At 62.9% G+C, this 21,035-nt stretch carries 26 protein-coding genes; 10 read left to right on the top strand and 16 right to left on the bottom strand.

Features of this window, described 5'->3' with window-relative positions; genetic code table 11:
• A partial coding sequence (locus QZ564_RS15960) for a hypothetical protein (RefSeq protein WP_297112118.1) occupies positions 1–186 on the top strand: 186 nt, incomplete at its 5' end.
• Positions 187–250: 64 nt separating this feature from the next.
• Here the strand turns inward: QZ564_RS15960 and QZ564_RS15955 are convergent.
• The 6 genes from QZ564_RS15955 to QZ564_RS15930 form a co-directional block, all read right to left on the bottom strand.
• Complete coding sequence (locus QZ564_RS15955) at positions 251–460, bottom strand: hypothetical protein (RefSeq protein ID WP_297112116.1); 210 nt, start codon at positions 458–460, stop codon at positions 251–253.
• A 10-nt stretch (positions 461–470) separates the two neighbouring features.
• Positions 471–662, bottom strand: a complete 192-nt coding sequence (locus tag QZ564_RS15950) for a putative motility protein (RefSeq protein WP_297112114.1) — start codon at positions 660–662, stop codon at positions 471–473.
• A gap of 95 nt (positions 663–757) precedes the next feature.
• Positions 758–1,372, bottom strand: coding sequence for a rhomboid family intramembrane serine protease (locus QZ564_RS15945; protein ID WP_297112112.1), 615 nt, complete (start codon positions 1,370–1,372; stop codon positions 758–760).
• A gap of 107 nt (positions 1,373–1,479) precedes the next feature.
• Entirely contained in the window at positions 1,480–2,073 is a 594-nt protein-coding gene (locus tag QZ564_RS15940; RefSeq protein ID WP_297112110.1) for a cob(I)yrinic acid a,c-diamide adenosyltransferase, read from the bottom strand.
• A gap of 25 nt (positions 2,074–2,098) precedes the next feature.
• On the bottom strand, positions 2,099–2,302 hold the full coding sequence (locus tag QZ564_RS15935; protein ID WP_297112108.1) for a twin transmembrane helix small protein: 204 nt from the start codon (positions 2,300–2,302) through the stop codon (positions 2,099–2,101).
• 13 nt (positions 2,303–2,315) lie between these two features.
• Positions 2,316–3,224 carry a LysR family transcriptional regulator gene (locus QZ564_RS15930; protein WP_297112106.1) on the bottom strand — a complete coding sequence of 303 codons (909 nt, stop codon included), beginning with the start codon at positions 3,222–3,224 and terminating at the stop codon, positions 2,316–2,318.
• Positions 3,225–3,312: 88 nt separating this feature from the next.
• On the opposite strand from QZ564_RS15930, the gene QZ564_RS15925 reads away from it, so the two are divergent.
• Both QZ564_RS15925 and QZ564_RS15920 read left to right on the top strand, forming a co-directional pair.
• Complete coding sequence (locus QZ564_RS15925) at positions 3,313–4,272, top strand: NAD-dependent epimerase/dehydratase family protein (protein WP_297112104.1); 960 nt, start codon at positions 3,313–3,315, stop codon at positions 4,270–4,272.
• Positions 4,273–4,289: 17 nt separating this feature from the next.
• Positions 4,290–4,658 (top strand): DUF4260 domain-containing protein, encoded by a 369-nt coding sequence (locus QZ564_RS15920; protein ID WP_297112102.1) that lies wholly within the window; start codon positions 4,290–4,292, stop codon positions 4,656–4,658.
• Here QZ564_RS15920 and gluQRS read toward each other — a convergent pair.
• A complete protein-coding gene (gluQRS, locus tag QZ564_RS15915; RefSeq protein WP_297112100.1) occupies positions 4,655–5,500 on the bottom strand; it encodes a tRNA glutamyl-Q(34) synthetase GluQRS in 846 nt (281 codons plus the stop codon). The two genes, QZ564_RS15920 and gluQRS, sit on opposite strands and share 4 nt — an antisense overlap.
• A 116-nt stretch (positions 5,501–5,616) precedes the next feature.
• On the opposite strand from gluQRS, the gene QZ564_RS15910 reads away from it, so the two are divergent.
• The 3 genes from QZ564_RS15910 to QZ564_RS15900 all read left to right on the top strand — a co-directional run bounded on the left by QZ564_RS15910 (position 5,617) and on the right by QZ564_RS15900 (position 7,582).
• Positions 5,617–6,279 (top strand): DNA-3-methyladenine glycosylase, encoded by a 663-nt coding sequence (locus QZ564_RS15910; protein WP_297112098.1) that lies wholly within the window; start codon positions 5,617–5,619, stop codon positions 6,277–6,279.
• The gene (locus QZ564_RS15905) at positions 6,276–6,935 is read left to right on the top strand and encodes a prolyl oligopeptidase family serine peptidase (protein ID WP_297112095.1); all 660 of its coding nucleotides are present in this window, start codon (positions 6,276–6,278) and stop codon (positions 6,933–6,935) included. Before QZ564_RS15910 ends, QZ564_RS15905 begins: the two co-directional genes overlap by 4 nt.
• Before the next feature lie 89 nt (positions 6,936–7,024).
• Positions 7,025–7,582 (top strand): HNH endonuclease, encoded by a 558-nt coding sequence (locus QZ564_RS15900; RefSeq protein ID WP_297112093.1) that lies wholly within the window; start codon positions 7,025–7,027, stop codon positions 7,580–7,582.
• Positions 7,583–7,594: 12 nt separating this feature from the next.
• Here the strand turns inward: QZ564_RS15900 and QZ564_RS15895 are convergent, their stop codons facing one another.
• Both QZ564_RS15895 and QZ564_RS15890 read right to left on the bottom strand, forming a co-directional pair.
• Positions 7,595–8,095, bottom strand: a complete 501-nt coding sequence (locus QZ564_RS15895; protein ID WP_297112091.1) for a disulfide bond formation protein B — start codon at positions 8,093–8,095, stop codon at positions 7,595–7,597.
• A gap of 81 nt (positions 8,096–8,176) precedes the next feature.
• Positions 8,177–9,007, bottom strand: coding sequence for a DUF72 domain-containing protein (locus tag QZ564_RS15890; protein WP_297112089.1), 831 nt, complete (start codon positions 9,005–9,007; stop codon positions 8,177–8,179).
• A gap of 155 nt (positions 9,008–9,162) precedes the next feature.
• Here QZ564_RS15890 and QZ564_RS15885 point away from each other — a divergent pair, with 155 nt between their 5' ends.
• Complete coding sequence (locus tag QZ564_RS15885; protein ID WP_297112086.1) at positions 9,163–9,972, top strand: thermonuclease family protein; 810 nt, start codon at positions 9,163–9,165, stop codon at positions 9,970–9,972.
• An 8-nt stretch (positions 9,973–9,980) separates the two neighbouring features.
• Positions 9,981–11,447 carry a M48 family metalloprotease gene (locus QZ564_RS15880; RefSeq protein ID WP_297112084.1) on the top strand — a complete coding sequence of 489 codons (1,467 nt, stop codon included), beginning with the start codon at positions 9,981–9,983 and terminating at the stop codon, positions 11,445–11,447.
• 11 nt (positions 11,448–11,458) lie between these two features.
• Here QZ564_RS15880 and QZ564_RS15875 read toward each other — a convergent pair whose 3' ends face one another.
• The 6 genes from QZ564_RS15875 to QZ564_RS15850 all read right to left on the bottom strand — a co-directional run bounded on the left by QZ564_RS15875 (position 11,459) and on the right by QZ564_RS15850 (position 16,509).
• The gene (locus QZ564_RS15875; protein ID WP_297112081.1) at positions 11,459–11,647 is read right to left on the bottom strand and encodes a Flp family type IVb pilin; all 189 of its coding nucleotides are present in this window, start codon (positions 11,645–11,647) and stop codon (positions 11,459–11,461) included.
• A 41-nt stretch (positions 11,648–11,688) separates the two neighbouring features.
• The gene (gene mutT / locus QZ564_RS15870) at positions 11,689–12,096 is read right to left on the bottom strand and encodes an 8-oxo-dGTP diphosphatase MutT (protein ID WP_297112079.1); all 408 of its coding nucleotides are present in this window, start codon (positions 12,094–12,096) and stop codon (positions 11,689–11,691) included.
• Positions 12,093–12,842 carry a GNAT family N-acetyltransferase gene (locus tag QZ564_RS15865; protein WP_297112078.1) on the bottom strand — a complete coding sequence of 250 codons (750 nt, stop codon included), beginning with the start codon at positions 12,840–12,842 and terminating at the stop codon, positions 12,093–12,095. The genes mutT and QZ564_RS15865 overlap by 4 nt, the downstream gene beginning before the upstream one ends.
• A gap of 1 nt (position 12,843) precedes the next feature.
• Entirely contained in the window at positions 12,844–14,079 is a 1,236-nt protein-coding gene (argJ, locus tag QZ564_RS15860; RefSeq protein ID WP_297112076.1) for a bifunctional glutamate N-acetyltransferase/amino-acid acetyltransferase ArgJ, read from the bottom strand.
• Positions 14,080–14,178: 99 nt separating this feature from the next.
• Positions 14,179–16,170 carry a BCCT family transporter gene (locus QZ564_RS15855; RefSeq protein ID WP_297112074.1) on the bottom strand — a complete coding sequence of 664 codons (1,992 nt, stop codon included), beginning with the start codon at positions 16,168–16,170 and terminating at the stop codon, positions 14,179–14,181.
• 108 nt (positions 16,171–16,278) lie between these two features.
• Positions 16,279–16,509, bottom strand: a complete 231-nt coding sequence (locus tag QZ564_RS15850; RefSeq protein WP_297112072.1) for a hypothetical protein — start codon at positions 16,507–16,509, stop codon at positions 16,279–16,281.
• A 99-nt stretch (positions 16,510–16,608) separates the two neighbouring features.
• On the opposite strand from QZ564_RS15850, the gene QZ564_RS15845 reads away from it, so the two are divergent.
• Complete coding sequence (locus tag QZ564_RS15845) at positions 16,609–17,235, top strand: TetR/AcrR family transcriptional regulator (RefSeq protein WP_297112070.1); 627 nt, start codon at positions 16,609–16,611, stop codon at positions 17,233–17,235.
• A gap of 88 nt (positions 17,236–17,323) precedes the next feature.
• On the opposite strand, the gene QZ564_RS15840 is transcribed toward QZ564_RS15845, so the two are convergent.
• A complete protein-coding gene (locus QZ564_RS15840; protein ID WP_297112068.1) occupies positions 17,324–18,451 on the bottom strand; it encodes a peptidylprolyl isomerase in 1,128 nt (375 codons plus the stop codon).
• 207 nt (positions 18,452–18,658) lie between these two features.
• Between QZ564_RS15840 and secA the strand changes: the two genes are divergently transcribed.
• Positions 18,659–21,035: preprotein translocase subunit SecA (gene secA / locus QZ564_RS15835; protein WP_297112066.1), on the top strand; the 2,377-nt coding region annotated here is incomplete at its 3' end.

Genomic DNA, 21,035 nt, shown 5'->3' with positions numbered 1-21,035 from the left:
CCGTGCCGCCGGCAACCGGCCGGTGGTCAGCATACACGCCTCCGCCCGATCGACACCGTGCGGCCTGCCTCCTCACCTAGCCATTCGAGCGCAGCTCTCATGGCCTTCTCACCTCCAGTCGCGCCCCCGGCGCGCCTGGCCCATCCGGATGGCTCGAAGTTCGTCGGTACCGCGTGTTGTCGGTGAGGACGGGAAGATTATGCGGAAGGTTTTTTATCCGGGGATAAGATTCTGCTCTGCCCGAGAGATGCTAGATCAGCAAATCAACTTCTGCGCCGTTGACCGGTGCTTCCGCGGGTCTGGTCGTGGGTATTGGCGAGGCGGCGTTGTCGGCCTGGGCCTGCATCATCTGGGCGCGCAGGCGCGCGACTTCGAGCAGGTGACCCGACTGTGGCACGGCCTTCTCGTGGACCATGCGGTTGATCATGACCGAGGGGGAAATGCCGATGCCGGTTCCCATCGCAACGGCCTCAGGCCTGCTTGTCGACCTTGAGGCCCTGGCCCGGCGGCGGGGCGGCTGGCGTTTCGAGGGCGGTCTGCATCAGGGAGTTGAGCAGATTGGCTTCCATCTCGTGAGCCTTCTTGAATACGGCAATCTGCACCGAATTCTGCGTCAGTGCGGTCTGAGCCGTCAGCAAATTGGTGGAGAGGTCGGTGTTCAAGTTCGGGTTCCTGAGGGTTGGGTCCACGACAGACTAGTTAAGCCGGGTTAACGCTTCTTTGCCCCAAGAGGGCAATTTGCGCCGATATTGTTCGGTCAGCGCCCGCCGAACAGCGGAACCTTGCGGCTTTTGAACAGTGGCGCCAGCGCGAGTCCTGCGGCAAAGCCACCCAGATGCGCCCACCAGGCGACCGGTTCATCGGAGCCGACCACGACAAAGAAAAGCTGCGTGGCGATCCAGAAGCCGAGCATCCAGAAGGCCGGAACCGGCAGGGGAATGAGCCAGACGATGCGGGCCAGTACGAAAACCCGGGCATGGGGATAGAGCAGGATATAGGCGCCCATCACCCCGGCCACGGCGCCGGACGCGCCGATCAGGGGGCCATTGCCATCAAGATTGAACAGGAGATGGGCGAGAGCCGCGAGTACGGCGCAGGCGAGATAGAAGACAAGGAATTTGAGGTGCCCGAAAGCGTCTTCGATATTGTCGCCGAACACCCACAAAAACAGCATGTTCGACAGAAGATGCAGCCAATCGGCGTGCAGGAAGGCATAGGTGACCAGGTTCGCCCAATCAGGCAACCATGGCACAGGTTGCGGATAGAGATCGCGCACCACAATGGGGATCATCCCGAAATCGATGGTGGCCTGATCGAAGGCCGCCGGCGGCAGGATTGACTGGACCAGGAAGACCAGGATGGTGACGCCCATCAGCCCGTAGGTGACGAAGGGAAAGTCGACATGGCGGATGGGATTGGTGTCATGCAGGGGCAGGAACAGGGCCAGTCTCCAATGCTGCGTGACAAGTGCCGGGCGGCTCAGCCCTTTTCAACATCACCATAATTGCCCGGCACCCACAAGACATCGCCCGCCCCGTTGTCATTGGCGACACGGCCCAGCACAAACAACAGATCGGAAAGCCGGTTGAGATAGTGCAGGGTTTCCGGGTTCGTGTCCGGCTCTGCCTCAATGAGGGCGGAGACCAGGCGCTCGGCGCGGCGGGCGATCGTGCGGGCCTGATGCAGCGCGACCGACAAGGGCGTGCCGCCGGGCAGGATGAAGCTGGTCAGCGGCGCGAGATCGGCATTGAAGCGATCGATCTGCTGCTCGAGCCAAAGCGTCTGCACCGGGCGGATACGCAAGGTCTTGTGCGGTGCCTCGGGGGCATCGGCGCCGGGGGTGGCCAAGTCGGAGCCGACATCGAAGAGGTCGTTCTGGAGGCGCGAGAGGACCGCGTCGATCTTCGGCCGGGCAGTGGAGGCAAGACGTGCCTGGCCGATGAAGGCATTGGCCTCCTCGACCGTTCCATAGGCCTCCACACGCAGATCATGCTTTCGCCGCCGGGGACCGCGCACCAGCCCGGTGCTGCCGTCATCGCCCGTGCGGGTGTAGATGGAGTTGAGCTTGACCATAGCGGCCCCCAAACCGACGGTGCGATCAGCCGCGGCCGCCACCGCCGAAGAAGAACAGCGCGCCCATGAGCAGCAGCAGGGCCACGGCCTGGCCGATGACGCGCAGGCGCATCAGGCGCTGGCTGGTATTGCCCGGCCCGCCTTTGAGCATGTTCCACAGGCCCAGGCCCAGCACGATGACGACGAAGAGCAGCGCCAGGGCGATGCCGATATTCAGAAGGGTTTGCATGACAACCTTAACGTCAGGGAGCGGCGATTGGATCGCCCTTGATATAGGCGATGAGGCCCTCCGCCACAGCATCATAGATGGCACGAATTCTGTGCGAGGTGAACAATTCCCTGTGCACGGTCAACCAGACGGGCAAAGGCGGGATGGCGAGGTCTATGGGCAGCACCACGAGGCCGGGCGTTTTCCGCGCCAGATTGAGCTGGGCGAAGCCGATGCCAAGGCCGGCCCGCAGCAATTCCCACAGATGCGGCTGGTCATCGGATCGGACCGGGAAATGGTCGCGCGTCACCTCGAAGCCGAGCGACCGGGCGTGGCGAATGACTGCGTCTGAGCGGTCGAAGCCGAGCAGGTCGTGGGTCCATAGATCGTTCAGCGTGGTCGGTGTGCCGCGCCGGGCGAGATAGCTTTCGTGGGCCACGGGCACCAACGGGATATCGCCCAGATGCCGGGTGATCAGTTCGAGCTGGGTGGGGCGAAACATGCGCACGGCGATGTCGGCCTCGCGCATCAAGAGGTTTTCGGCGGAATCGGTGGGGACCGATTCAATGGCGATGCGGGGGTGCAGGCGGCGGACGCCGGCGAGAATATCGGGCAGCACATAGTTGGAAATCATGGTGCTGGCCGTGATGCGGACTGTTCCGCCCTCATCGTCCTGGGCGCCGGCGGCGAGAATGGCGGCTTCCGCGAGGGCGGATCTGGCCCGGTCGACCGATGCGTAGAGCCGCAAGGCGGTGGCGTTGGGCTTGAGGCCGGTCAGGCTGCGCTCGAACAGTGAGAGGCCGAGGTCCCCCTCTAGCGCCTCGATGTGCCGGCCAATGGTGGGCTGGCTCAGTCCCAGATGGCGCGCGGCGCCAGAGAGCGAACCCTCGGCAATGACGGCGGCAAAGCTGCGCCATAGGGACCAATCGGGTTCGCTATTCATTTTTGAAGGTCAAATCTAGAAAATTGCGCAATCGTCATTCAATAATGTAGCGCGCATCTTGTGCCCCAGCAACAGCAAGGAGCACATAATGAGCAAGGGTAAAGTCACCGTTCTGGGCAGCAATGGCCATATCGGCAATGCAGCGATGATCGCGTTTCGTCATGCTGGCTGGGATGTCACCGGCCTGGGGCGCAGCAATCGCAAGCCGGTTGCCGAGACGCAGTTTTTCAAGGGCGACGCGGATGAGCTCTCGGTGGTCCGCGCTGCCATCGCGGAGGCCGACGTCGTCGTGCAGGCGCTGCATCTGCGCTACGACCAGTGGGGCAATGGCCGGGCCGAGAGGCAATTGCAGGTGGTGCTTGACGCCATGGCGGGCACGGGCAAGACGCTGCTGTTTCCCGGAACCATCTATAATTACCGCGCCAGCGACCGCACTCTTGCCCCCGGCCTGCGGCAAAGCGCAGAAAAGCCGCGTGGCGACATCCGCATCCGGCTCGAGCAGATGCTGCGTGCGGCAGCCGACCAGAATGGTTTTCAGGTTGTCATCCTGCGCGCCGGGGATTTCTACGGTCCGGGCAATCGTGGCGACTGGTTCGATGCGGCCATGCTGATGGATCATGCCAAGGGGCGGCTTTACCATCTGGGGGAATTGCAGACGCGGCACAGCTGGGCCTATCTGCCTGATCTCGCCCGGGCCTTCACCGTGCTCGCCGATAAGCGTGCTGACCTCAAGGCGTTCGAGAACTTTCATTTTGCCGGTCACTGGGTCAGCCACGCGCAGCTGATGGCGGCGATGCAGACCGCGCTGGCCGGACCGGTCAGGGTCGCTCCGATGCCCTGGTGGCTGCTGCGGGCGATGGGTTTCGTCAACCCGGTGATGCGCGATATCTACCGCATGCGCTATCTGTGGCTCAATGAAATGGAACTGGTCGATCCGCGGCTCGATGCGCTGCTGGGTCCGGCTTTTGCGACGCCGTTTGAAGCGGCCGTGGCTGAGACGGTCACAGAATTGCTGGCCGGCCGGTCGGCCGAAAAACAGGCGGCCTGAGCATGGGGGTGCGTGCAATGAAAGATGTCATTGTCTGGCAGCGAGTGGAAGGCGGATTGGTGTTCGCGACTGGTCTGGTGATTTTCAGCCAGACCGGTGCGCCACTGCCCTGGTGGGGTGCCCTCTTGCTGTTCTTTGCGCCAGATTTGAGTTTCTTTGCCTATGGAGCGGGCCCCCGGATCGGGGCGTGGGGCTATAATCTGGTCCATGTCTATGCTTTCGGGGCGGGGCTATTGGCCCTGGGCGGGTTAATCGCCTCGCCCCTGTTCGCGGGGTTGGGGGCGCTGTGGCTGGCCCATTCGGGGTTTGACCGGATGATGGGCTATGGGCTCAAGGCCAGTACAGACTTCAAGGACACCCATCTCGGGCGCCTCGGGAAGACCTAGTATCCCACCGCCCGCCGCACGTCCTCGGCCGTCCACCCCTGGGCTCGCAGGTCGGCCAGGCTCTGCGAGCCTTTCGACTTGGCGAGTTTCTGGCCGTCATCACCCAGCAGCAGGCGATGGAAGTGATAATAGGGCGTGGGCAGGCCCAGCAGCATTTGCAGCAGCACGTGAATATCGGTGGCCGCTTCGAGGTCGCGCCCGCGGGTAACATGGGTGATGGCCTGGGCGGCGTCATCGACCACGACGCTTAGGTGATAGCTGGTCGGGATATCCTTGCGCTGCAGCACCACATCGCCCCAGCGCTCGGGTCGGGCATAGCGGATTTGCGGACGATCCAGGATCGTCGGGCCGATGACGGAAAAGGTCAGCATGCCCGTGCGCTCCATGGCGGTCGCAGTATCGAGACGGAACTGGACCGGGTCACCGCGTTCCAGCCTCTCGATGCGCTCGGCGTTTGACAGGTGCCGGCAGGTGCCGGGATAGAGCGGGGCGCCATCGGGATCGGTGCCGGTGGAGTGCTCTGCGATCTGAGCCCGGGAGCAGAAGCAGGGATACAGCAGGTCCATGGCGCGCAGGCGGTTGGCGGCGTGGGCATAGATGTCGAAGCGTTCGGATTGAACCAGAACCGGTTCGGGCCAGTTGAGGCCGAGCCAGGCCAGGTCCTCGAAAATGGCCTGGGTAAATTCGGGTTTACAGCGGGCTGTATCGATGTCTTCGATGCGCAGCAGGGCCGTGCCACCCAGCCGCGCGGCGGCACCCCAGGTTGCCAAAGCAGACAGGGCGTGGCCCAGATGCAGAGAACCATTGGGGCTGGGCGCGAAACGGAGCAGGGGCTTGGACATGAGCCAAGTCATATCCACAGTGCCACGTCCAAGAAAGCGGGAATCCCTGTTGGGGCAGATCCCTTGAAACCAGAGCTTTCCGCTTTGCGGGAGCGAGACTGCGGAAGAACAGCTGAGTGACCGCCAAGACCACATCCGCCCCGACCATCGACACGCCTGAAGGCGTGAGTTGGCACCTCAGCCATCTCACCGGACGCGATCCCCGGTTGTTGCCTATGCTGGATACGGTTGGAACGGTGTTGCCGCGGGTCAATCCCAATGGCTTTGCCGGCATGGCCAAGGTGATCTGCGGACAGCAATTGTCCGTGCAGAGCGCTGCGGCGATCTGGGGTCGGTTCGAGGTCCTGCCGGGGGCGCTGGCGCCGCAGACCTATCTCGCCCTCAGCGAAGAGGCGGTGCGCCGCACCGGATTTTCCCGCGGGAAGTACCTGGCCCTGCGCGCGGTCGCCGAGGCGATTGTCGCCGGGGAACTGGACCTGGCCCATATCGACGGACTGCCGGCCGAAGACGCGGTTGCCCGCCTAGTGGCGCTCAAGGGTATCGGTCCCTGGACGGCCGAGGTGTACCTCCTCTTTTGTGCCGCGCATCCGGATATTTTTCCGGCGGGCGACCTGGCCCTGCTCAAGGCGGCCCAACATGGACTTGGCCTTGACGTGCGTCCGACGATCAAGGAGATGATCGGCATTGCGCGGGACTGGTCGCCGCACCGCTCGGCGGCGGCGCTGTTGTTCTGGCGCTATTTCGCTGCGCTCAAGAACAGGGAATCGAGCCTTTTATGACCAAGCTTTCCGGCCCCATGCTTGCCCCAGCCAATGGCGGGGCGCCCGATAGCGCCGTGGTGCTGCTGCATGGTTATGGCAGCGATGGCAATGACCTGATCGGGCTGGCGCCACATTGGCAGCCGGTATTGCCAAGCGCGCTGTTCGTTGCCCCGCATGCCCCGATGGGGACCGGCATGGGTGGCTTCCAGTGGTTCCCGATCGACTGGACCGGCGACCGGCTCGCCAGTCGCCAAACCGGCGTCATCTCGGCCCGTCCCGTACTGGTTGAATTCCTCCAGGACCTGTGGGCTCAAACTGGAATTAGTCCTGCCCGCACGATCCTCGCCGGCTTCAGCCAGGGCGCGATGATGGCGCTGCACGTGGGAACGTCGCTGCCGGCCGAACAGACCTTGATGGGCGTCATCGGGTTTTCGGGTGCCTTCCTACCGCCGGACGGTTTTTCTGGCCCGGGGCTGGCCATGCCGCCGATCTGTCTCATCCACGGCGACCTTGATGACGTGGTCGACCCAAATCACAGCGCAGATGCTCATAGTGTGCTCACGAATTCGGGCTTTGCAGTGCACTATCATGTCAGCCGCGGCATCGGGCATGGCATTGCGCCAGACGGGCTGGCCTTCGCCACGGACTTCATTGCGCGGGTGAGCAAAAAATAAGCTTGTCGTGCCCGCTTCACACGCCCGACACAAAGGGCTTAGTATAAGAGGGCTATGGACTTACGCGATTCCCGCTTCGGGAGACTCAAGTGACTATCCATGTGTCGCCTGAGGCCTGTCCCGCTCTCGTACTGAACGCCGACTTCCGGCCGCTCAGTTACTATCCACTGTCATTGTGGTCCTGGCAGGATGCCATCAAGGCGGTGTGCCTGGATCGCGTGAACATCGTTTCCCATTACGACACGGTCATCCACTCGCCCAGCTTCGAGATGCGGCTGCCCAGCGTCGTGTCTCTGCGGGACTATATCAAGCCGGCCCGTCATCCGGCCTTCACGCGCTTCAATGTGTTCCTGCGGGACCGGTTCCAGTGCCAATATTGCGGCTCGACGCATGATCTGACTTTTGATCATGTCATCCCGCGCTCCAAGGGCGGTCTGACCACCTGGGAAAATGTGGTGGCGGCCTGTGCCCCCTGCAATCTCAGAAAGGCCAATCGCCTGCCCAGCGAGATCAAGATGTTCCCGCATCAGAAGCCCTATGCGCCGACGGTGCATGACCTGCACAATAATGGCCGGGCTTTTCCGCCCAACCATCTGCATCAGAGCTGGCTCGACTATCTCTATTGGGACATCGAGCTGGAGCCGTAAGGGGGCTCCGGCTCAGGCCCGGTTGCGACGCGCCTGAAACAGGATCGCTCCAACAAGCAGCACCACAATGGCCGCCGAGATCAATGCGTTATATCCGGCCAGCGAAATCCCGAGGAAGCGGAACTGCACGACATCGCAGCCGATGACCGGCTGCAGGTCATTGAGCATGTCCATGGAGAGCTCGTTGCCCACCCCGGTACAGGCGGTGGGGCCGGGCCAGAATCCCCATTCGACCCCGGCATGGAAACCGCCGAGCCAGGCACCCCAGGCAAAGAGCGCGGTCACAATGGCCATGGCCACATACCAGACCGGCAGGGGCAGGCGGTTCCACAGGATCATGATCAGGGCCAGCAGCGGCAGGCCCCAGTAATAGGGCAGGCGCTGCTCAAGGCAGAGTTCGCATGGCTGCAGGCCGCCGATGAATTGCGACCCCAGGGCTCCCAGAATGGTGACAAGGCCCAAGAGAAAGGCAAGGCCGGTGGCAATCTTGTCGATGGGTCGCGTAGTGCTCATGGTGGGGAACTCGATATGACGCTGTTGGATAGGCCATTAATGGGCAATTGGGGCGGTGGCCAGAGCCCAACGGGGTCGTGATCAATCTCCCGGCAGGGAAATGCCCAAGGCCTGGCGCAGCGCTATGGCATTGGCCGGCGCATGCAACTTGTCCTCGTGGACAAAATAGGCATAGACGTCGCGGCCCTGATCGCGCCACCGGGCGATGGTTTCAGCCCAGTCGGCGATATCGGCCTGGGTATAGCCTTGCGCGTCGGCACGTGCCGGTCCCTGCAGGCGGCAATAGGCGAAATTCGCCGTCAGCGCGCGGACGGGGTTATCGACCGTGTCGGAGATCACCCGGGCGATATTATGTGACGCAAGCAATTGGTTGACCTCCGGACCCTCAAAGCTCGGGTGACGCGGTTCGATGGCGTGGCGGATGGAGCCGACACCGCTGGCGTCGAGAAAGGGCTCCACCCTGGCCGGGTCCGCTTGCCTGGCGAGCGCCAGATAGCTTTCGATGTCAGGGGGAAGCAGCGCGAGAAAGGCGGCAAAACTATCCGCGTCGAAAGCCAGGTTCGGCGGCAATTGCCAGATGAAGGGGCCAAGGCGATCGCCGAGTGCTAGAGGGCCGGACGCGAAGAAATTTGCCAAGGGTTCGGCACAGTTCTTGAGCCGCCTTATATGGGTGACCAATTGCGGTCCCTTGACCGAGAACTGGAAACCCTCAGGTGTCTCCCCGGCCCAGCGGGCAAAGCTCGCCGGCTTCTGGTTGGCGCGAAAGGTGGCGTTGATTTCGATGCTGGTCAGGCGGCTGGCGGCGTAGGCGAGTTCCTTCTTCTGCACCAGGCCCTTGGGAAAGAAGGTGCCACGCCAGGGCTCGAATACCCATCCGGCGGTGCCCGTCCTGATTGTCCCTGATGCGCTCATTGCATTCTCCTGACCTTTACCAGCTTGGCGTCCCCGTTGCTCAAAGGCAATGGGGGCGTTGTCTTGTTGGTCCTGGCAAGTTCATCTGGCCGCAGTAATCTTTTTTTGCCGTATTTGGGTGCATGGTGAAGAAACTGTTTCGAAGGGCCGTCCGCTTGCGCCGCACGACATTTGCCTCGATGACCGCCGCCATGCTGGTCGGCCTGAACCCCGCTGCGGCAGAGGCGTGCGAGGCTTTGCGGCTGGCGCCGGGCGGCGTGGTGGCTCAGGTGACAGACGGGGACACGGTGGTGCTCGATTCGGGGTTGGTGGTGCGCCTGATTGGCACGCAAGCGCCCAAGCTGCCCCTGGGACGCGAAGGCTTTCCCACCTGGCCATTGGCACCGGAGGCCAAATCGGCACTCGAGGCACTGGTGCTGAACAAGTCGGTGCGCTTGGGCTTCGGCGGCGAGGAAATCGACCGTTACGAGCGGGCGTTGGCGCATCTGTTCCTCGACGACGCGGCGGAATCGGCCTGGGCGCAACTGCATATGGTCCAGGCCGGCCTGGCGCGGGTCTATTCCTTCCCGGACAACCGGCAATGCCTCGATCAACTTTTTGCAGCCGAGGCGCAGGCCCGGGCGGAGCGGCTTGGAATCTGGGCCGATCCCTATTACAGCGTTCGGGCGGCGGATCGTCCGGCCGAATTGGCCAGGCTTGCGGGCAGCTATGAACTGGTGGAAGGCCGGGTACTCCTGGCCGACAGAAATGGATCGCGGGTCTATCTCAATTTTGGCCGGATCTGGAAGGAAGACTTCACTGTCGTCATCGAGGCCCCGGCGCTCAGGCTGTTTGCCGAGGACGGTCTGGACCCGTTGACGCTGGATGGGGCGCTGATTCGCGTGCGCGGATGGGTGGACGATCGGGATGGTCCACGCATCGAGGTCACCCATCCCGAGCAGATTGAGGTTCTGGCGAGGCGATGACCGCGCATATGGGTAGCAAGTTTTGGCGGGTGGGAGTCCTGGCTGTCAGCCTTGTGGCGTTGACGGCCTGTTCGTCGCTGGTCGGGTCCGGCGTCAATGTTGCGCGCACCGGAGACAATCCGGCCCCGCAGGTGGTGCCGGAGGGCACCGATCCGGACGATTCCGTGCTGGGGCTGCGCGAGCATCCGCGGATCGTCTCGGCTTATGGCGGTGTCTATGAGGATCGCCAGGCCGAGATCATGGTCGCTCGGATTGTCGGGCGCCTGCTGGCTGCGGCCAACCAGCCAAATGCCAAGTACCAGGTCACGATTCTCGATACCTCCGAGGTCAACGCCTTTGCGCTGCCGGGCGGCTATATTTATGTCACACGCGGCATCCTGGCGCTTGCCTCCGATACCAGCGAGCTGGCGGCGGTTCTGGCCCATGAAATCGCCCATGTCACCCTGCGGCACGCCCGGGCGCGCACGGACCGCACGCGGCAGACCCAGATCGTGGATCGGGTGATCACCGGCATTTTTGGCGGTGATACCTCGACCGATGCCACGGCCAATCGCACCCGTGAACAGTTGGCGGCCTTCAGCCAGAACCAGGAGCTCGATGCCGACAAGGAAGGCATCAAGTTCGCCGGCAAGGCTGGTTACGATCCACAGGCGGCGGCCCGTTTCCTGGGCGTGATGAGCCGGTTCGCGGCGTTCTCTGCCGGGGCCATGAGCGGCGGGGACGGGTTCTTGTCGTCTCACCCATCCACCCCAGCCCGCATCGAAACAGCGATGAATACTGCGCGCTCCATGTTTGGCTCCACCGGGGCCGGGGAATCGGACCGGGATGCCTATCTGTCGGCCATTTCCGGCCTCAGCTTCGGTGACAGTCCCGCACAGGGTTCGATCGTCGGGCAGCGCTTCATCCACCCGGCCAACAAGTTCACCTTCACCGTGCCGCAGGGCTATGCGCTGCAGACTTCGCAAAGCGCCGTGGTGGGCGTGGCAGGGGATGGCGAGGCCGTGCGCTTTGACAGCGCGCAGGTGCAGCCGAACATGTCGCTGACCGACTACCTCAAATCGGGCTGGATCGCGGGGCTCAAGGCCGGGACCGTGACCGCCAGCGAACATAATGGCATCGAGATGGCCTCGGGGCTGGCGCAGACCGACCAGTGGTTCTTCCGGGTTGCGGTGATGCGGCTCGATGGCGAGGTCTATCGCTTTATCTTCGCCGCCAAGAGCGACAGTCCGCGTTTCTCGCAAGGTGCGCAGGCGACGCTCGAAAGCTTCCGCCGCACCAATGCTGCCGATCTCAGCCAGATCCGGCGGCTCGTCATCAAGCTGGTCACGGCCCGTGCGGGCGACAATGCCGACAGGCTGGCCCAGCAGATGGCCAATTTCTCCGGGGCGCGGGAACTGTTCTACATCATCAACAATCTCTATCCGGGCGATCCGCTGGTGCCCGGGCAGCGCTACAAGGTGGTGGCGCGGCCCTGAGAATGGATGTGCTACAGGCTGTTGGCGACCGATCCGAGCGTGTCAACGGCAGGCGAATTGAACAATTCGCCCAGCGCATTGCCGAATACGGTGAAGGTGGCGAGCATAGCCACCCCGATCAAGGTACCCAACAGCGCATATTCTATGGCGGTGGTGCCCGTTTCCTCAGCGATGAAGCGCCGCAGCATCTGAATTTGCATGACCACTCCCTGCCCAATGGCCCTTCTGGCCGTTGCACGGATTAGAGAAGATCGCAGAGGGCTGCGATCAGCGGTTCGTCTGCCGGGGGCATGGGATAGTCGCGCAAGGCCTGCGGGCGGACCCATTTGAGGGCCTTGTGCTCGCGCGTCTGCGGCGTCCCTTGCCATTTCCGGCAGACGTAAAGTGGCATCAGAAGGTGAACGCTCTCGTAAGAATGACTGGCGAATGAGAGAGGTGCCAGACAGGCCTCTTTCGTCTCGATCTCCAGCTCTTCGGCCAGTTCGCGGATCAGGGCGGCTTCGGGCGTCTCGCCCGGTTCGACCTTGCCGCCAGGAAATTCCCATAGACCGGCCATGGACTTGCCCTCGGGGCGCTGGGCAATCAGCACCCGGCGATCGGCGTCGACCAGGGCGCAGGCAACCACAAGCAGCAGGGGTTTGTCGTTCACTTGGGCGCTCCGGGAATGCGATAGTGGTAGTCGTACTGATGGGTATAGCCCAGGGACTGGTACAGCGCCTGACCAGCGGGGTTGTCGGCCTGGACGTTAAGTGCCGCAATGGTGGCCCCATTGTCGCGGGCCCAGGCAAGGCCGGTGCGCATCATGGCTGCCCCCAGCCCCTGCCGTCGGCGGCCTGGGTCGGTGATGACATTGCCGGTGATGACGATGCCATTGGAAATGGCCATGAGCCCGGAGGCAACGGCTTCGTCGCCTCGATAGATGACGATGCCGCAGGCGGGCACCGCCATGACCGCGAGCAGGGCGCGCATGCGCGCCAGCATGGCGTCGTCATAACCCTGCAGCTTTTGCTGGGCTGCGAGAAATTCGGGGTCGAGCAGGGGCAGCATCTTGCCCTCCGCATCGGGCTCATGGGCGCCGAGCGGCATGGCGTAGAGATGTGAAGGGTCGATCTCGACCCAGCCGGCCCGATCCAGCGCCTCATTGAGCGCGGGTGCCGAGAGCGGGGTGATGCGGAACACCGGCCTGGCGCCATTGACGATCAACCAGGAGCTGGCGCTGATGATCCTGAGGTCGGCATCGGCATCGTCGGTCGGATCGAAGCATTGAGCGGAATTGGCGCGCTTGGTGTAGCCGCCTGAAGCGCGGCGCACCCAATTGCCATCCCATTTGACGGTGATGCCGGGCCAGGCCTCGAGCCCCGCCCGCTCAAAGGTTTCGACCGAAGGCAGGGTCACATCAGCTCCGATAGTCGCCATTGATGGTGATGTAGCCATGGGTGAGGTCGCAGGTATAGACCGTGGCCTTGCCCTCGCCGAGGCCGAGGGACACGGTCAGCTCCAGTTCCTCGCCCTTCATATAGGCGCTGGTGGCGGTCTCGTCGTAACCGGCGGCGCGTTCGCCATTGCGGGCCACAACCAGGTCGCCGAAGCGGATGGCGAGTCTGTCACGGTCGGCCGGTTCGCCGGCTTTGCCCACGGCCATGACGACGCGGCCCCAATTGGCGTCTTCGCCGGCAATGGCGGTCTTGACCAGGGGGCTATCGGCAATGGCCTTGGCGATGCGGAAGGCGCTTTCGTCGGAAACCGCGCCTTCGACATGGACAGAGACCTGCTTGGTCGCGCCTTCGCCGTCGCGAACAACATGGATGGCCAGCTCGAAGAGCACGTCGGAAAGTGCTTCGCCGAAAATCTCGGCGCGCGGATCATCAAGGCTCAAGATGGGATCGACAGCTGCCTTGCCGGTGGCGAAGGCCAGGAGCGTGTCGGAGGTCGAGGTGTCGCTGTCGACGGTGATGGAATTGAAGCTGGTCTGGTTGTGTTTGACGAGCAGAGCCTGCAACACATCGGCGGCGATGGGCATGTCGGTGACCACGAAGCTGAGCATGGTGGCCATGTCCGGCGCGATCATGCCCGAGCCCTTGGCGATGCCGTTGATCTTGACCTCGACCCCGTCGATCTCGAGCACGGCGCCCGAAAGCTTGGGGTAGGTGTCGGTAGTCATGATGGCCTTGGCTGGATCAATCCAGGGCGTGCTGTTCAGACGCGTCGCGGTTTCATCCAGGACGCCGGTGAACTTGGAGGCATCGAGCGGCTCGCCGATGACGCCGGTGGAGGCCAGGAATATCTCGGCGGTGGTGCATCCGAGGGCCTTGGCGGCGATCTCGGCGGTCTGCTGCACGGAATCCTTGCCCTTGACCCCGGTAAAGGCATTGGCATTACCCGAATTGACCACGAGGCCACGGGCCTTGCCGCCGGGTAGATTGGCGCGGCACCAGTCGACGGCGGCCGAAGAACATTTCGAGCGGGTGAGAACGCCGGCGGCCACGGTGCCCTCGTCAAAGGCCATCAGCAGCACATCGGTGCGGTTCTTGTACTTGATGCCGGCCTCGGCGGTGGCAAAGCGCACCCCCTCAATGGCCGGCAGATCCGGATAGGATTTGGGGGCAAGCGGTGAAACCGGATGGGCGGCCATGGACAGAACCTTGCGATGGCAAATCAATCGACTGAATCGGGTGTGCCCCAAAGCTGCGGCAGGCGCAAGACGCCCGCCGCACAGGCCTGTGGTCCGCGGTCAGGTTCCGCTGGGATGTTCGGGCGCGGCGTGCAGGATTTGTGATTCCGTCGAGTGCGTCAGGTGCAGATAGCGTTCGAACTGCACCAGGATGTCGGCGATGATCTGGTCGCGGTGCATGCCCATGATGTCATAGCCGCGGCCGCCGCTGGAAAAATAGGTTCGGGCCTCATAGCGCAGGTCCGGCTTGCCGCCGCCCAGCGGGGCCATGATGGGCATGGGCTGGCTGGCAAGGCTGACGCCGTATACAAAGTCGCGCACCCCTTCGGCCGGAGCGCGAAGGGCGATGCTGCCGCCATCCTCCTCGATCACCTCGGCCGGGCGGCCGCGCTCGGAGAGCTCCTGGGCCACCTGGGCGAGTGCCGGTCTGGCTTCCTTTTCCAGGAATTGCTGAACTTCGCGCTGGCTGGGCGCGCGCAGCATCAGACCCAGGCGGCGTTGCCAGGTGACGCCGGATGCTGGTTGGGCGGGGGCGAAGGCCGGGGTGGCGTGGGCATCATGCTGGGCAAGGTCGGCGCGCATCCCAATAAAGAGCGCCCAGACCAGTGCCAGCATAACAAAGGTAAAGGGCAGAGCGCTGGCAATGGTGGCCGATTGCAGGGCGCCCAAGCCGCCAGCAAGCAGGAGGCTGGCGGCAACCACGCCTTCCAGGACGCACCAGAACACGCGCTGTCCCGTGGTTGTGGCGGTTTCCCCGCCGGCGGCGATGGAATCGACCACCAGTGAACCCGAGTCCGAAGAGGTTATGAAGAAGATGGCCACCAGCAGGATGGCCAGGGTCGAGGTGATCGCCGGGAAGGGCAGATAGGTGAAGAACTGGAACAGGCCTACCGACACGTCATTGGCGATGGCCGTGCCCAGTTCGCCCGCGGCCACGCCGGTATCGATGAAGATGCCTGTATTGCCGAAGACGGTCATCCAGAAAAAGGTGAAGCCGGCCGGAATGAAGAGCACGGCGGTGACGAATTGGCGCACGGTGCGGCCACGGGAAATACGGGCAATGAACATGCCGACAAAGGGTGACCAGGAAATCCACCAGGCCCAATAGAACAGGGTCCAGCCATCGACCCAGGGGGTGGGTTCATAGGCGTAGATGTTGAAGGTGCGCAGCACCAGCGTATCAAGATAGAGCCCCAGATTCTGCACGAAATCGCGGAAGAGATCGGCGGTGGGGCCGACAAAGAGCACGAAGAACATGAGCAGGATCGCGACGACCAGATTGGTCTCGGAGAGGATGCGCACGCCCTTGTCGAGACCGGTCACGACCGAAATGGTGGCCAGTGCCGTGATGGCAGCGATCAGCGGCAGCTGAACCTCGGGTCCGATGGGCACGCCGAGCAGATAGTTGAGCCCGGCATTGATCTGGTTGACGCCCAGGCCCAGCGAGGTGGCGATACCGAACATGGTGCCGACAATGGCGAAAATGTCGACGGCATGGCCGATGGGGCCATTGATGCGCTCCTTGAGCAGCGGATAGAGGCCCGAGCGGATGGTCAGGGGCAGGTTGTAGCGATAGCCGAAATAGGCCAGCGACAGGCCGACGACCGCATAGATGGCCCAGGCGTGAATGCCCCAATGGAAGAAGGTGACGCTCATGGCCTCGCGCATCGCCTCGATGGTGCGCGGCTCGGCGGTGGGCGGGGCCATGAAATGGGTCATGGGTTCGCCCACTGCGTAGAACATCAGGCCAATGCCCATGCCGGCGGCAAAGAGCATGGCAATCCAGGAGGTGAACTTGAAATCGGGGGTGGAGTCATCCGGGCCGAGCTTAAGGCGCCCATAGCGGCCCAGGGTAAAGAGCAAAACGGCGATGAGGAAAATGCCGACCGCGAGCAGATAGAGCCAGCCAAAGCTGGTGAGAATGGACGATTGCAGGGTTGAGAAGAATGCCCCGGCACTGGCCGGAAACACCACGCCAATGGCGAGGAAGATGCCGATGATAATCACCGAACCGAAAAAGACCGGCGGATTGATCACGAAGCTCTTGAACATATTGCCCCACTTTTTGTCCCGTTCGGAGGAAAGTAAAACACGGGAGGGGCGATGTGCCAAATCAACCGCTGGCGGGGCGGGCAAGGCCCCGTCAAACTAGCAGGAAGATCAGGCCGCAGCAGGCCTGCGGCCGGCGATGAAGGCGGAAAACCGCTTGTTGATAAAGGGCATAACCACCAGCACGATCGAAGTCGTCATCATCGGCACCAGGATCAGACTGCGCTGCCAGATGCTCCAGCCCTCGGTGAGGGGCGTGAGTATATAGAGGTACAGTGTCACCAATGGATAGACGGCCAGGGTCATCAACAGGGTCAGGCGGAGACGGGCGGGGAGGGGCATTTGGGATCTCCAATCGAAACGCTACGTTTCGTTATATAATGAAACGGGCCGTTTCGTTCAAGTCTTTTCCATAGGCCCCTTTTGCGCCATATAGAAACCATGAGCACAGACAGCCCCAACCGGCAGGACCCTGAAGAGACCGCGCGGCGGTCCATCGGGGCGCGGCGCAATCCGGCGAGCCAGGAGGCTATCCTGGATGCGGCGGAAGCCGTGCTGGAGGAGGGGGGCATTGCGGGTTTCTCCATCGAGGCAGTGGCGCGTCGCGCCCGCGCCGGCAAGCCGACAATCTATCGCTGGTGGCCGCATCGCACGGCGCTGATGCTGGACGTCTACAAGCGCTTCAAGAACGCCAAGGCCTTTCCCGACACGGGAAGCCTGCGGGGCGACCTTGTCAGCTTCCTCGGTGACCACCTGCTTGGTTTCTGGCATGGGAGCCTGTGTGGCACGGTCTATCGTGCCGTGGTCGCCGAGGCGCAGACTGACCAGGAGGCGGCAAAGGTGCTCAATGCCTATCATGACGAGCGCATGGCCCATTCGGTCCAAATCGTGGACCGGGCCAAGTCGCGCGGGGAGGTGCCCCAGGACACCGATGGCGAACTGATTATTGGCCTTGTGGTCTCCTATGCCTGGCACAAATTGCTGCTTGGTCAGGTCGAGGAAGCAATGGAAAAGGTGCCGAGGGTGGTCGAGGTGATCCTCAAAGGCGTGCCCGGCTATCGGGGCTAGGCCGGCGCCGGATTGTCCGGTGCGGCAGGCAGGAAAAAGCCCGGCGCGCTGGCCGGGCTTTTATTTGATTGGTCTGGTTCAGGTCGCGCTACTGGCCGGCGGCGGCGTTCTCGGCGGCCTCCTGGGCGTCGAACTTGGCTTTGAGCGCGGGATCCTCGATGGTCACCTCAACGTCGGCCATGAGCTCGTCCACTGTCTCGGTGAAAGTCTGCATCAACAGCTGGTTCTGGATTTGCGGGGCGACCTGCTCGAAGGCGGGTGGCTGGGACTGGCGCTTTTCTTCCAGCTTGATGATGTGCCAGCCGAACTGGGATTGGACCGGCGCGGAAATTGCTCCGTCACCGAGAGCGAAGGCGGCCTCCTCGAAGGGTTGCACCATCATGCCGCGGCCGAAAAAGCCGAGGTCGCCGCCATTGGCGGCACCAGGATCGATGGAGTGTTCGCGTGCCAGGGTGGCAAAATCGGCACCGCCATCGAGTTCGGCCTTGAGAGTGTTGGCCTCTTCTTCCGTTTCCACCAGGATGTGGCTGGCGCGGATTTCGTCAACCGGTTCGAACTGGGCAACATAGGCGTCATATTCGGCGCGCACGGCCTCTTCGGTTACCGATGCGGCAATGGCCTCGGCAAAATAGGCGCGGCGCAGGGCGCGCTCTTCGAGATATTCCCGGCGCTGCGCGAAAATTTCGGTCTGGTCCATCCCGGCCTCGCGGGCGGCCGCGGACATCACCTTCATGTCGATCAGGATGCGCACGAGGAAAGCGCGGCGTTCCTCGGGCGGCATCTGCGCCAGGTCCTGGGCCATGTCTTCGGCGGCGAAGGCCAGATCCCCCTCGGTGATGGTCTGATCGCCGACCCGGGCCACCACACTTGCCGGATCGACCGCAGTGGCTTCGGCGGCGGGCGGGGTGGCGGCGCTGTCCTGCGCCAGGGCGCTGAGGGCCGGCGTTGCGGCAAGCAGGACGGCGAGGCTGGCGGCGCGCAGAAGGCGCGAAGTCGAATAGGACATGGGGATCACGTGTCTCCTTGGCGGGCCAACAAAGGGCATGGCCAGCATGGTCAGTAAGTTCTGGCGTCCCGCTCGCATGGCAAGGGGGCCAAAATGTGCCGGGCGGGCGGCGCTCACCGAAGTGTCATTGGCGCGCGCACTCCACCCGCATGGCCGCACGGGTGGGAAGGTGTCGCCCATTTCGGGCACGTTGACAAGCCTGACCCCCACTCTTACATCTCAGCCGCTTTTTCATTGAGCGTGGGACCGCCCGACAGGCCTAAAAGCCAGGCAGGGACCATGCCCTAAATCCGCAAGCGGGAACCGAGAGGAATTCCCCAAGTTGTGACGAGGCGAAACGGGGCCCGCCAGCGCCCGCATTCTTGCAGGCCGCCCGCTCCACAAGCCCCGCCGCTCACAAACAAAGGACCACAAACAATGGCACTTGCTGCGCTTGCCCGGAAAATTTTCGGGACGACTTCGGACCGGCAGGTCAAGCGATATCAGGGCAAGGTGGCGGCGATCAACGCGCTCGAACCAGAACTGGCCAGGCTGAGCGACGATGACCTCAAGGCGCGGACCGCCGAGTTCAAGGCCCAGCTCGAACAGGGGGCCAAGCTCGAAGACATTCTGGTGCCGGCCTTCGCCACGGTGCGCGAGGCATCCAAGCGTGTCCTGGGCATGCGGCATTTCGACGTGCAGCTGATCGGCGGCATGGTGATGAATGACCGTTCGATCGCCGAAATGCGCACCGGCGAGGGCAAGACGCTGGTGGCAACGCTGCCGATGTATCTCAATGCCCTGACCGGCAAGGGCGCGCATCTGGTCACGGTCAATGATTACCTGGTCAGGCGCGACGCCCAATGGATGGGCCAGATCTACAATTTCCTGGACCTCAGCTATGGCGTGATCGTGCATGGCCTGACCGATGCCGAGCGCAAGGCGGCTTATGCTGCCGACATCACCTATGGCACCAATAATGAGCTGGGCTTCGACTATCTGCGCGACAACATGAAATATACTCGCGCCCAGATGGTGCAGCGCGGGCATGAATTCGCCATTGTCGACGAGGTGGACTCCATCCTGATCGACGAGGCCCGTACACCGCTGATCATTTCCGGACCGTCCGAAGACCGCTCCGAACTCTACGTCAAGATCGACCAGCTGATCGGGGTGATCGGCGAGGGAGATTTTGAGCTCGACGAAAAGCATCGCGCCGCCACCTTTACCGACCAGGGCGTGGAAAAGCTCGAGGCGGCGCTGGCCGAGGCCGGGCTGCTGCGCGGGGGCTCCATGTATGACGTGGAAAATGTCGCGCTGGTGCACCATGCCAATTCGGCCCTGCGTGCCCACAAGCTGTTCCGCCGCGACAAGGACTATATCGTTCGCAATGATGAAGTGGTGATCATCGACGAGTTCTCGGGCCGCATGATGCCGGGGCGGCGCTATTCTGAAGGCCTGCACCAGGCGCTGGAGGCCAAGGAGCACGTCAAGATCCAGGCCGAGAACCAGACGCTGGCCTCGATCACCTTCCAGAACTATTTCCGCCTCTACAAGAAACTGGCAGGCATGACCGGTACGGCGGCGACCGAGGCCGAGGAATTCGCCGATATCTATAGCCTGGGCGTCACGACGGTGCCCACCAACCTGCCGATCCAGCGTATCGACGAAGACGACGCGATCTATCGCACAGCGGAAGAAAAGTTCGAGGCCATCGCCGAATTGATCAAGGAGTGTCAGGACCGGGGCCAGCCGGTGCTGGTGGGCACGACCTCGATCGAAAAATCGGAAATGCTGGCCGAGCTGCTGCGCAAGAAGAATGTGGGCACGATGAACGTGCTCAATGCGCGGCACCATGAGCAGGAAGCCTATATCGTGGCCGATGCCGGCCTGCCGGGGGCGATCACCATCGCCACCAACATGGCCGGCCGCGGTACCGATATCCAGCTGGGTGGCAATCTCGAAATGCGCATTCAGCGCGAGGCAAGCGAACTCGAAGGCGAGGCGCGCGAAAAGAAAATCGCCGAGATCAAGGCCAGGATCGCCGAGGACAAGCAGAAGGCGCTGGCCGCCGGCGGGCTGATGGTGATCGGTACCGAGCGCCATGAAAGCCGCCGCATCGACAACCAGCTGCGTGGCCGTTCCGGCCGCCAGGGCGATCCGGGGCATTCGAAGTTCTTCCTGAGCCTGCAGGACGACCTGATGCGCATCTTCCCGGTCGACAGCATGGATTCCATGCTGGGCAAGCTGGGCCTGGAACAGGGCGAAAGCATTACCCATCCCTGGGTTACCAAGGCGATCGAACGGGCGCAGGGCAAGGTCGAGGCGCGCAATTTCGACATCCGCAAGAACATCCTCAAATATGACGACGTGATGAATGATCAGCGCAAGGTGATCTTCGAGCAGCGTCTCGAATTCATGGATGCCGAGGACGTCAGCGAAACCATCACCGAGATGCGTCACGACGTGGTCGGCAATATCGTGGCCAAGGCCTGCCCGCCGCGTTCCTTCCCCGAGCAGTGGAACACCGAGCAACTGGCCGCCGCGGCCAAGACCTATCTCAACATCGAGATTCCCGCTGCCGAATGGGCGGCCGAGGAAGGGATCGATACCGAGACGCTGGAGACGCGTATTCGCGAGCAGGCCGACGCCCATATCGCGGCCAAGGCCGAGAAATATTCACCCTCGATCATGCGGCAGGTGGAAAAGTCGATCCTCCTGCAGTCGGTGGACGGGCTGTGGCGCGAGCATCTGGTGATGCTCGATCATCTCTCCAAGGTGGTGGGCTGGCGCGGTATCGCCCAGCGCGATCCGC

The sequence above is a fragment of the uncultured Devosia sp. genome (genome assembly GCF_913055165.1).
Taxonomy (GTDB): Bacteria; Pseudomonadota; Alphaproteobacteria; order Rhizobiales; family Devosiaceae; genus Devosia.
Note: the sequence above shows the minus strand (reverse complement) of the source record. Positions and strands in the feature narration are given on the sequence as shown.

Bases quoted from the DNA above. Each gene is read 5' to 3' on its own strand.
- QZ564_RS15955 (WP_297112116.1), bottom strand. From the start codon at position 460: ATGGGAACCGGCATCGGCATTTCCCCCTCGGTCATGATCAACCGCATG.
- QZ564_RS15945 (WP_297112112.1), bottom strand. From the start codon at position 1,372: ATGGGCGTCACCATCCTGGTCTTCCTGGTCCAGTCAATCCTGCCGCCG.
- QZ564_RS15940 (WP_297112110.1), bottom strand. From the start codon at position 2,073: ATGGTCAAGCTCAACTCCATCTACACCCGCACGGGCGATGACGGCAGC.
- QZ564_RS15935 (WP_297112108.1), bottom strand. From the start codon at position 2,302: ATGCAAACCCTTCTGAATATCGGCATCGCCCTGGCGCTGCTCTTCGTC.
- QZ564_RS15930 (WP_297112106.1), bottom strand. From the start codon at position 3,224: ATGAATAGCGAACCCGATTGGTCCCTATGGCGCAGCTTTGCCGCCGTC.
- QZ564_RS15925 (WP_297112104.1), top strand. From the start codon at position 3,313: ATGAGCAAGGGTAAAGTCACCGTTCTGGGCAGCAATGGCCATATCGGC.
- QZ564_RS15920 (WP_297112102.1), top strand. From the start codon at position 4,290: ATGAAAGATGTCATTGTCTGGCAGCGAGTGGAAGGCGGATTGGTGTTC.
- gluQRS (WP_297112100.1), bottom strand. From the start codon at position 5,500: ATGTCCAAGCCCCTGCTCCGTTTCGCGCCCAGCCCCAATGGTTCTCTG.
- QZ564_RS15905 (WP_297112095.1), top strand. From the start codon at position 6,276: ATGACCAAGCTTTCCGGCCCCATGCTTGCCCCAGCCAATGGCGGGGCG.
- QZ564_RS15895 (WP_297112091.1), bottom strand. From the start codon at position 8,095: ATGAGCACTACGCGACCCATCGACAAGATTGCCACCGGCCTTGCCTTT.
- QZ564_RS15890 (WP_297112089.1), bottom strand. From the start codon at position 9,007: ATGAGCGCATCAGGGACAATCAGGACGGGCACCGCCGGATGGGTATTC.
- QZ564_RS15880 (WP_297112084.1), top strand. From the start codon at position 9,981: ATGGGTAGCAAGTTTTGGCGGGTGGGAGTCCTGGCTGTCAGCCTTGTG.
- QZ564_RS15875 (WP_297112081.1), bottom strand. From the start codon at position 11,647: ATGCAAATTCAGATGCTGCGGCGCTTCATCGCTGAGGAAACGGGCACC.
- argJ (WP_297112076.1), bottom strand. From the start codon at position 14,079: ATGGCCGCCCATCCGGTTTCACCGCTTGCCCCCAAATCCTATCCGGAT.
- QZ564_RS15855 (WP_297112074.1), bottom strand. From the start codon at position 16,170: ATGTTCAAGAGCTTCGTGATCAATCCGCCGGTCTTTTTCGGTTCGGTG.
- QZ564_RS15850 (WP_297112072.1), bottom strand. From the start codon at position 16,509: ATGCCCCTCCCCGCCCGTCTCCGCCTGACCCTGTTGATGACCCTGGCC.
- QZ564_RS15845 (WP_297112070.1), top strand. From the start codon at position 16,609: ATGAGCACAGACAGCCCCAACCGGCAGGACCCTGAAGAGACCGCGCGG.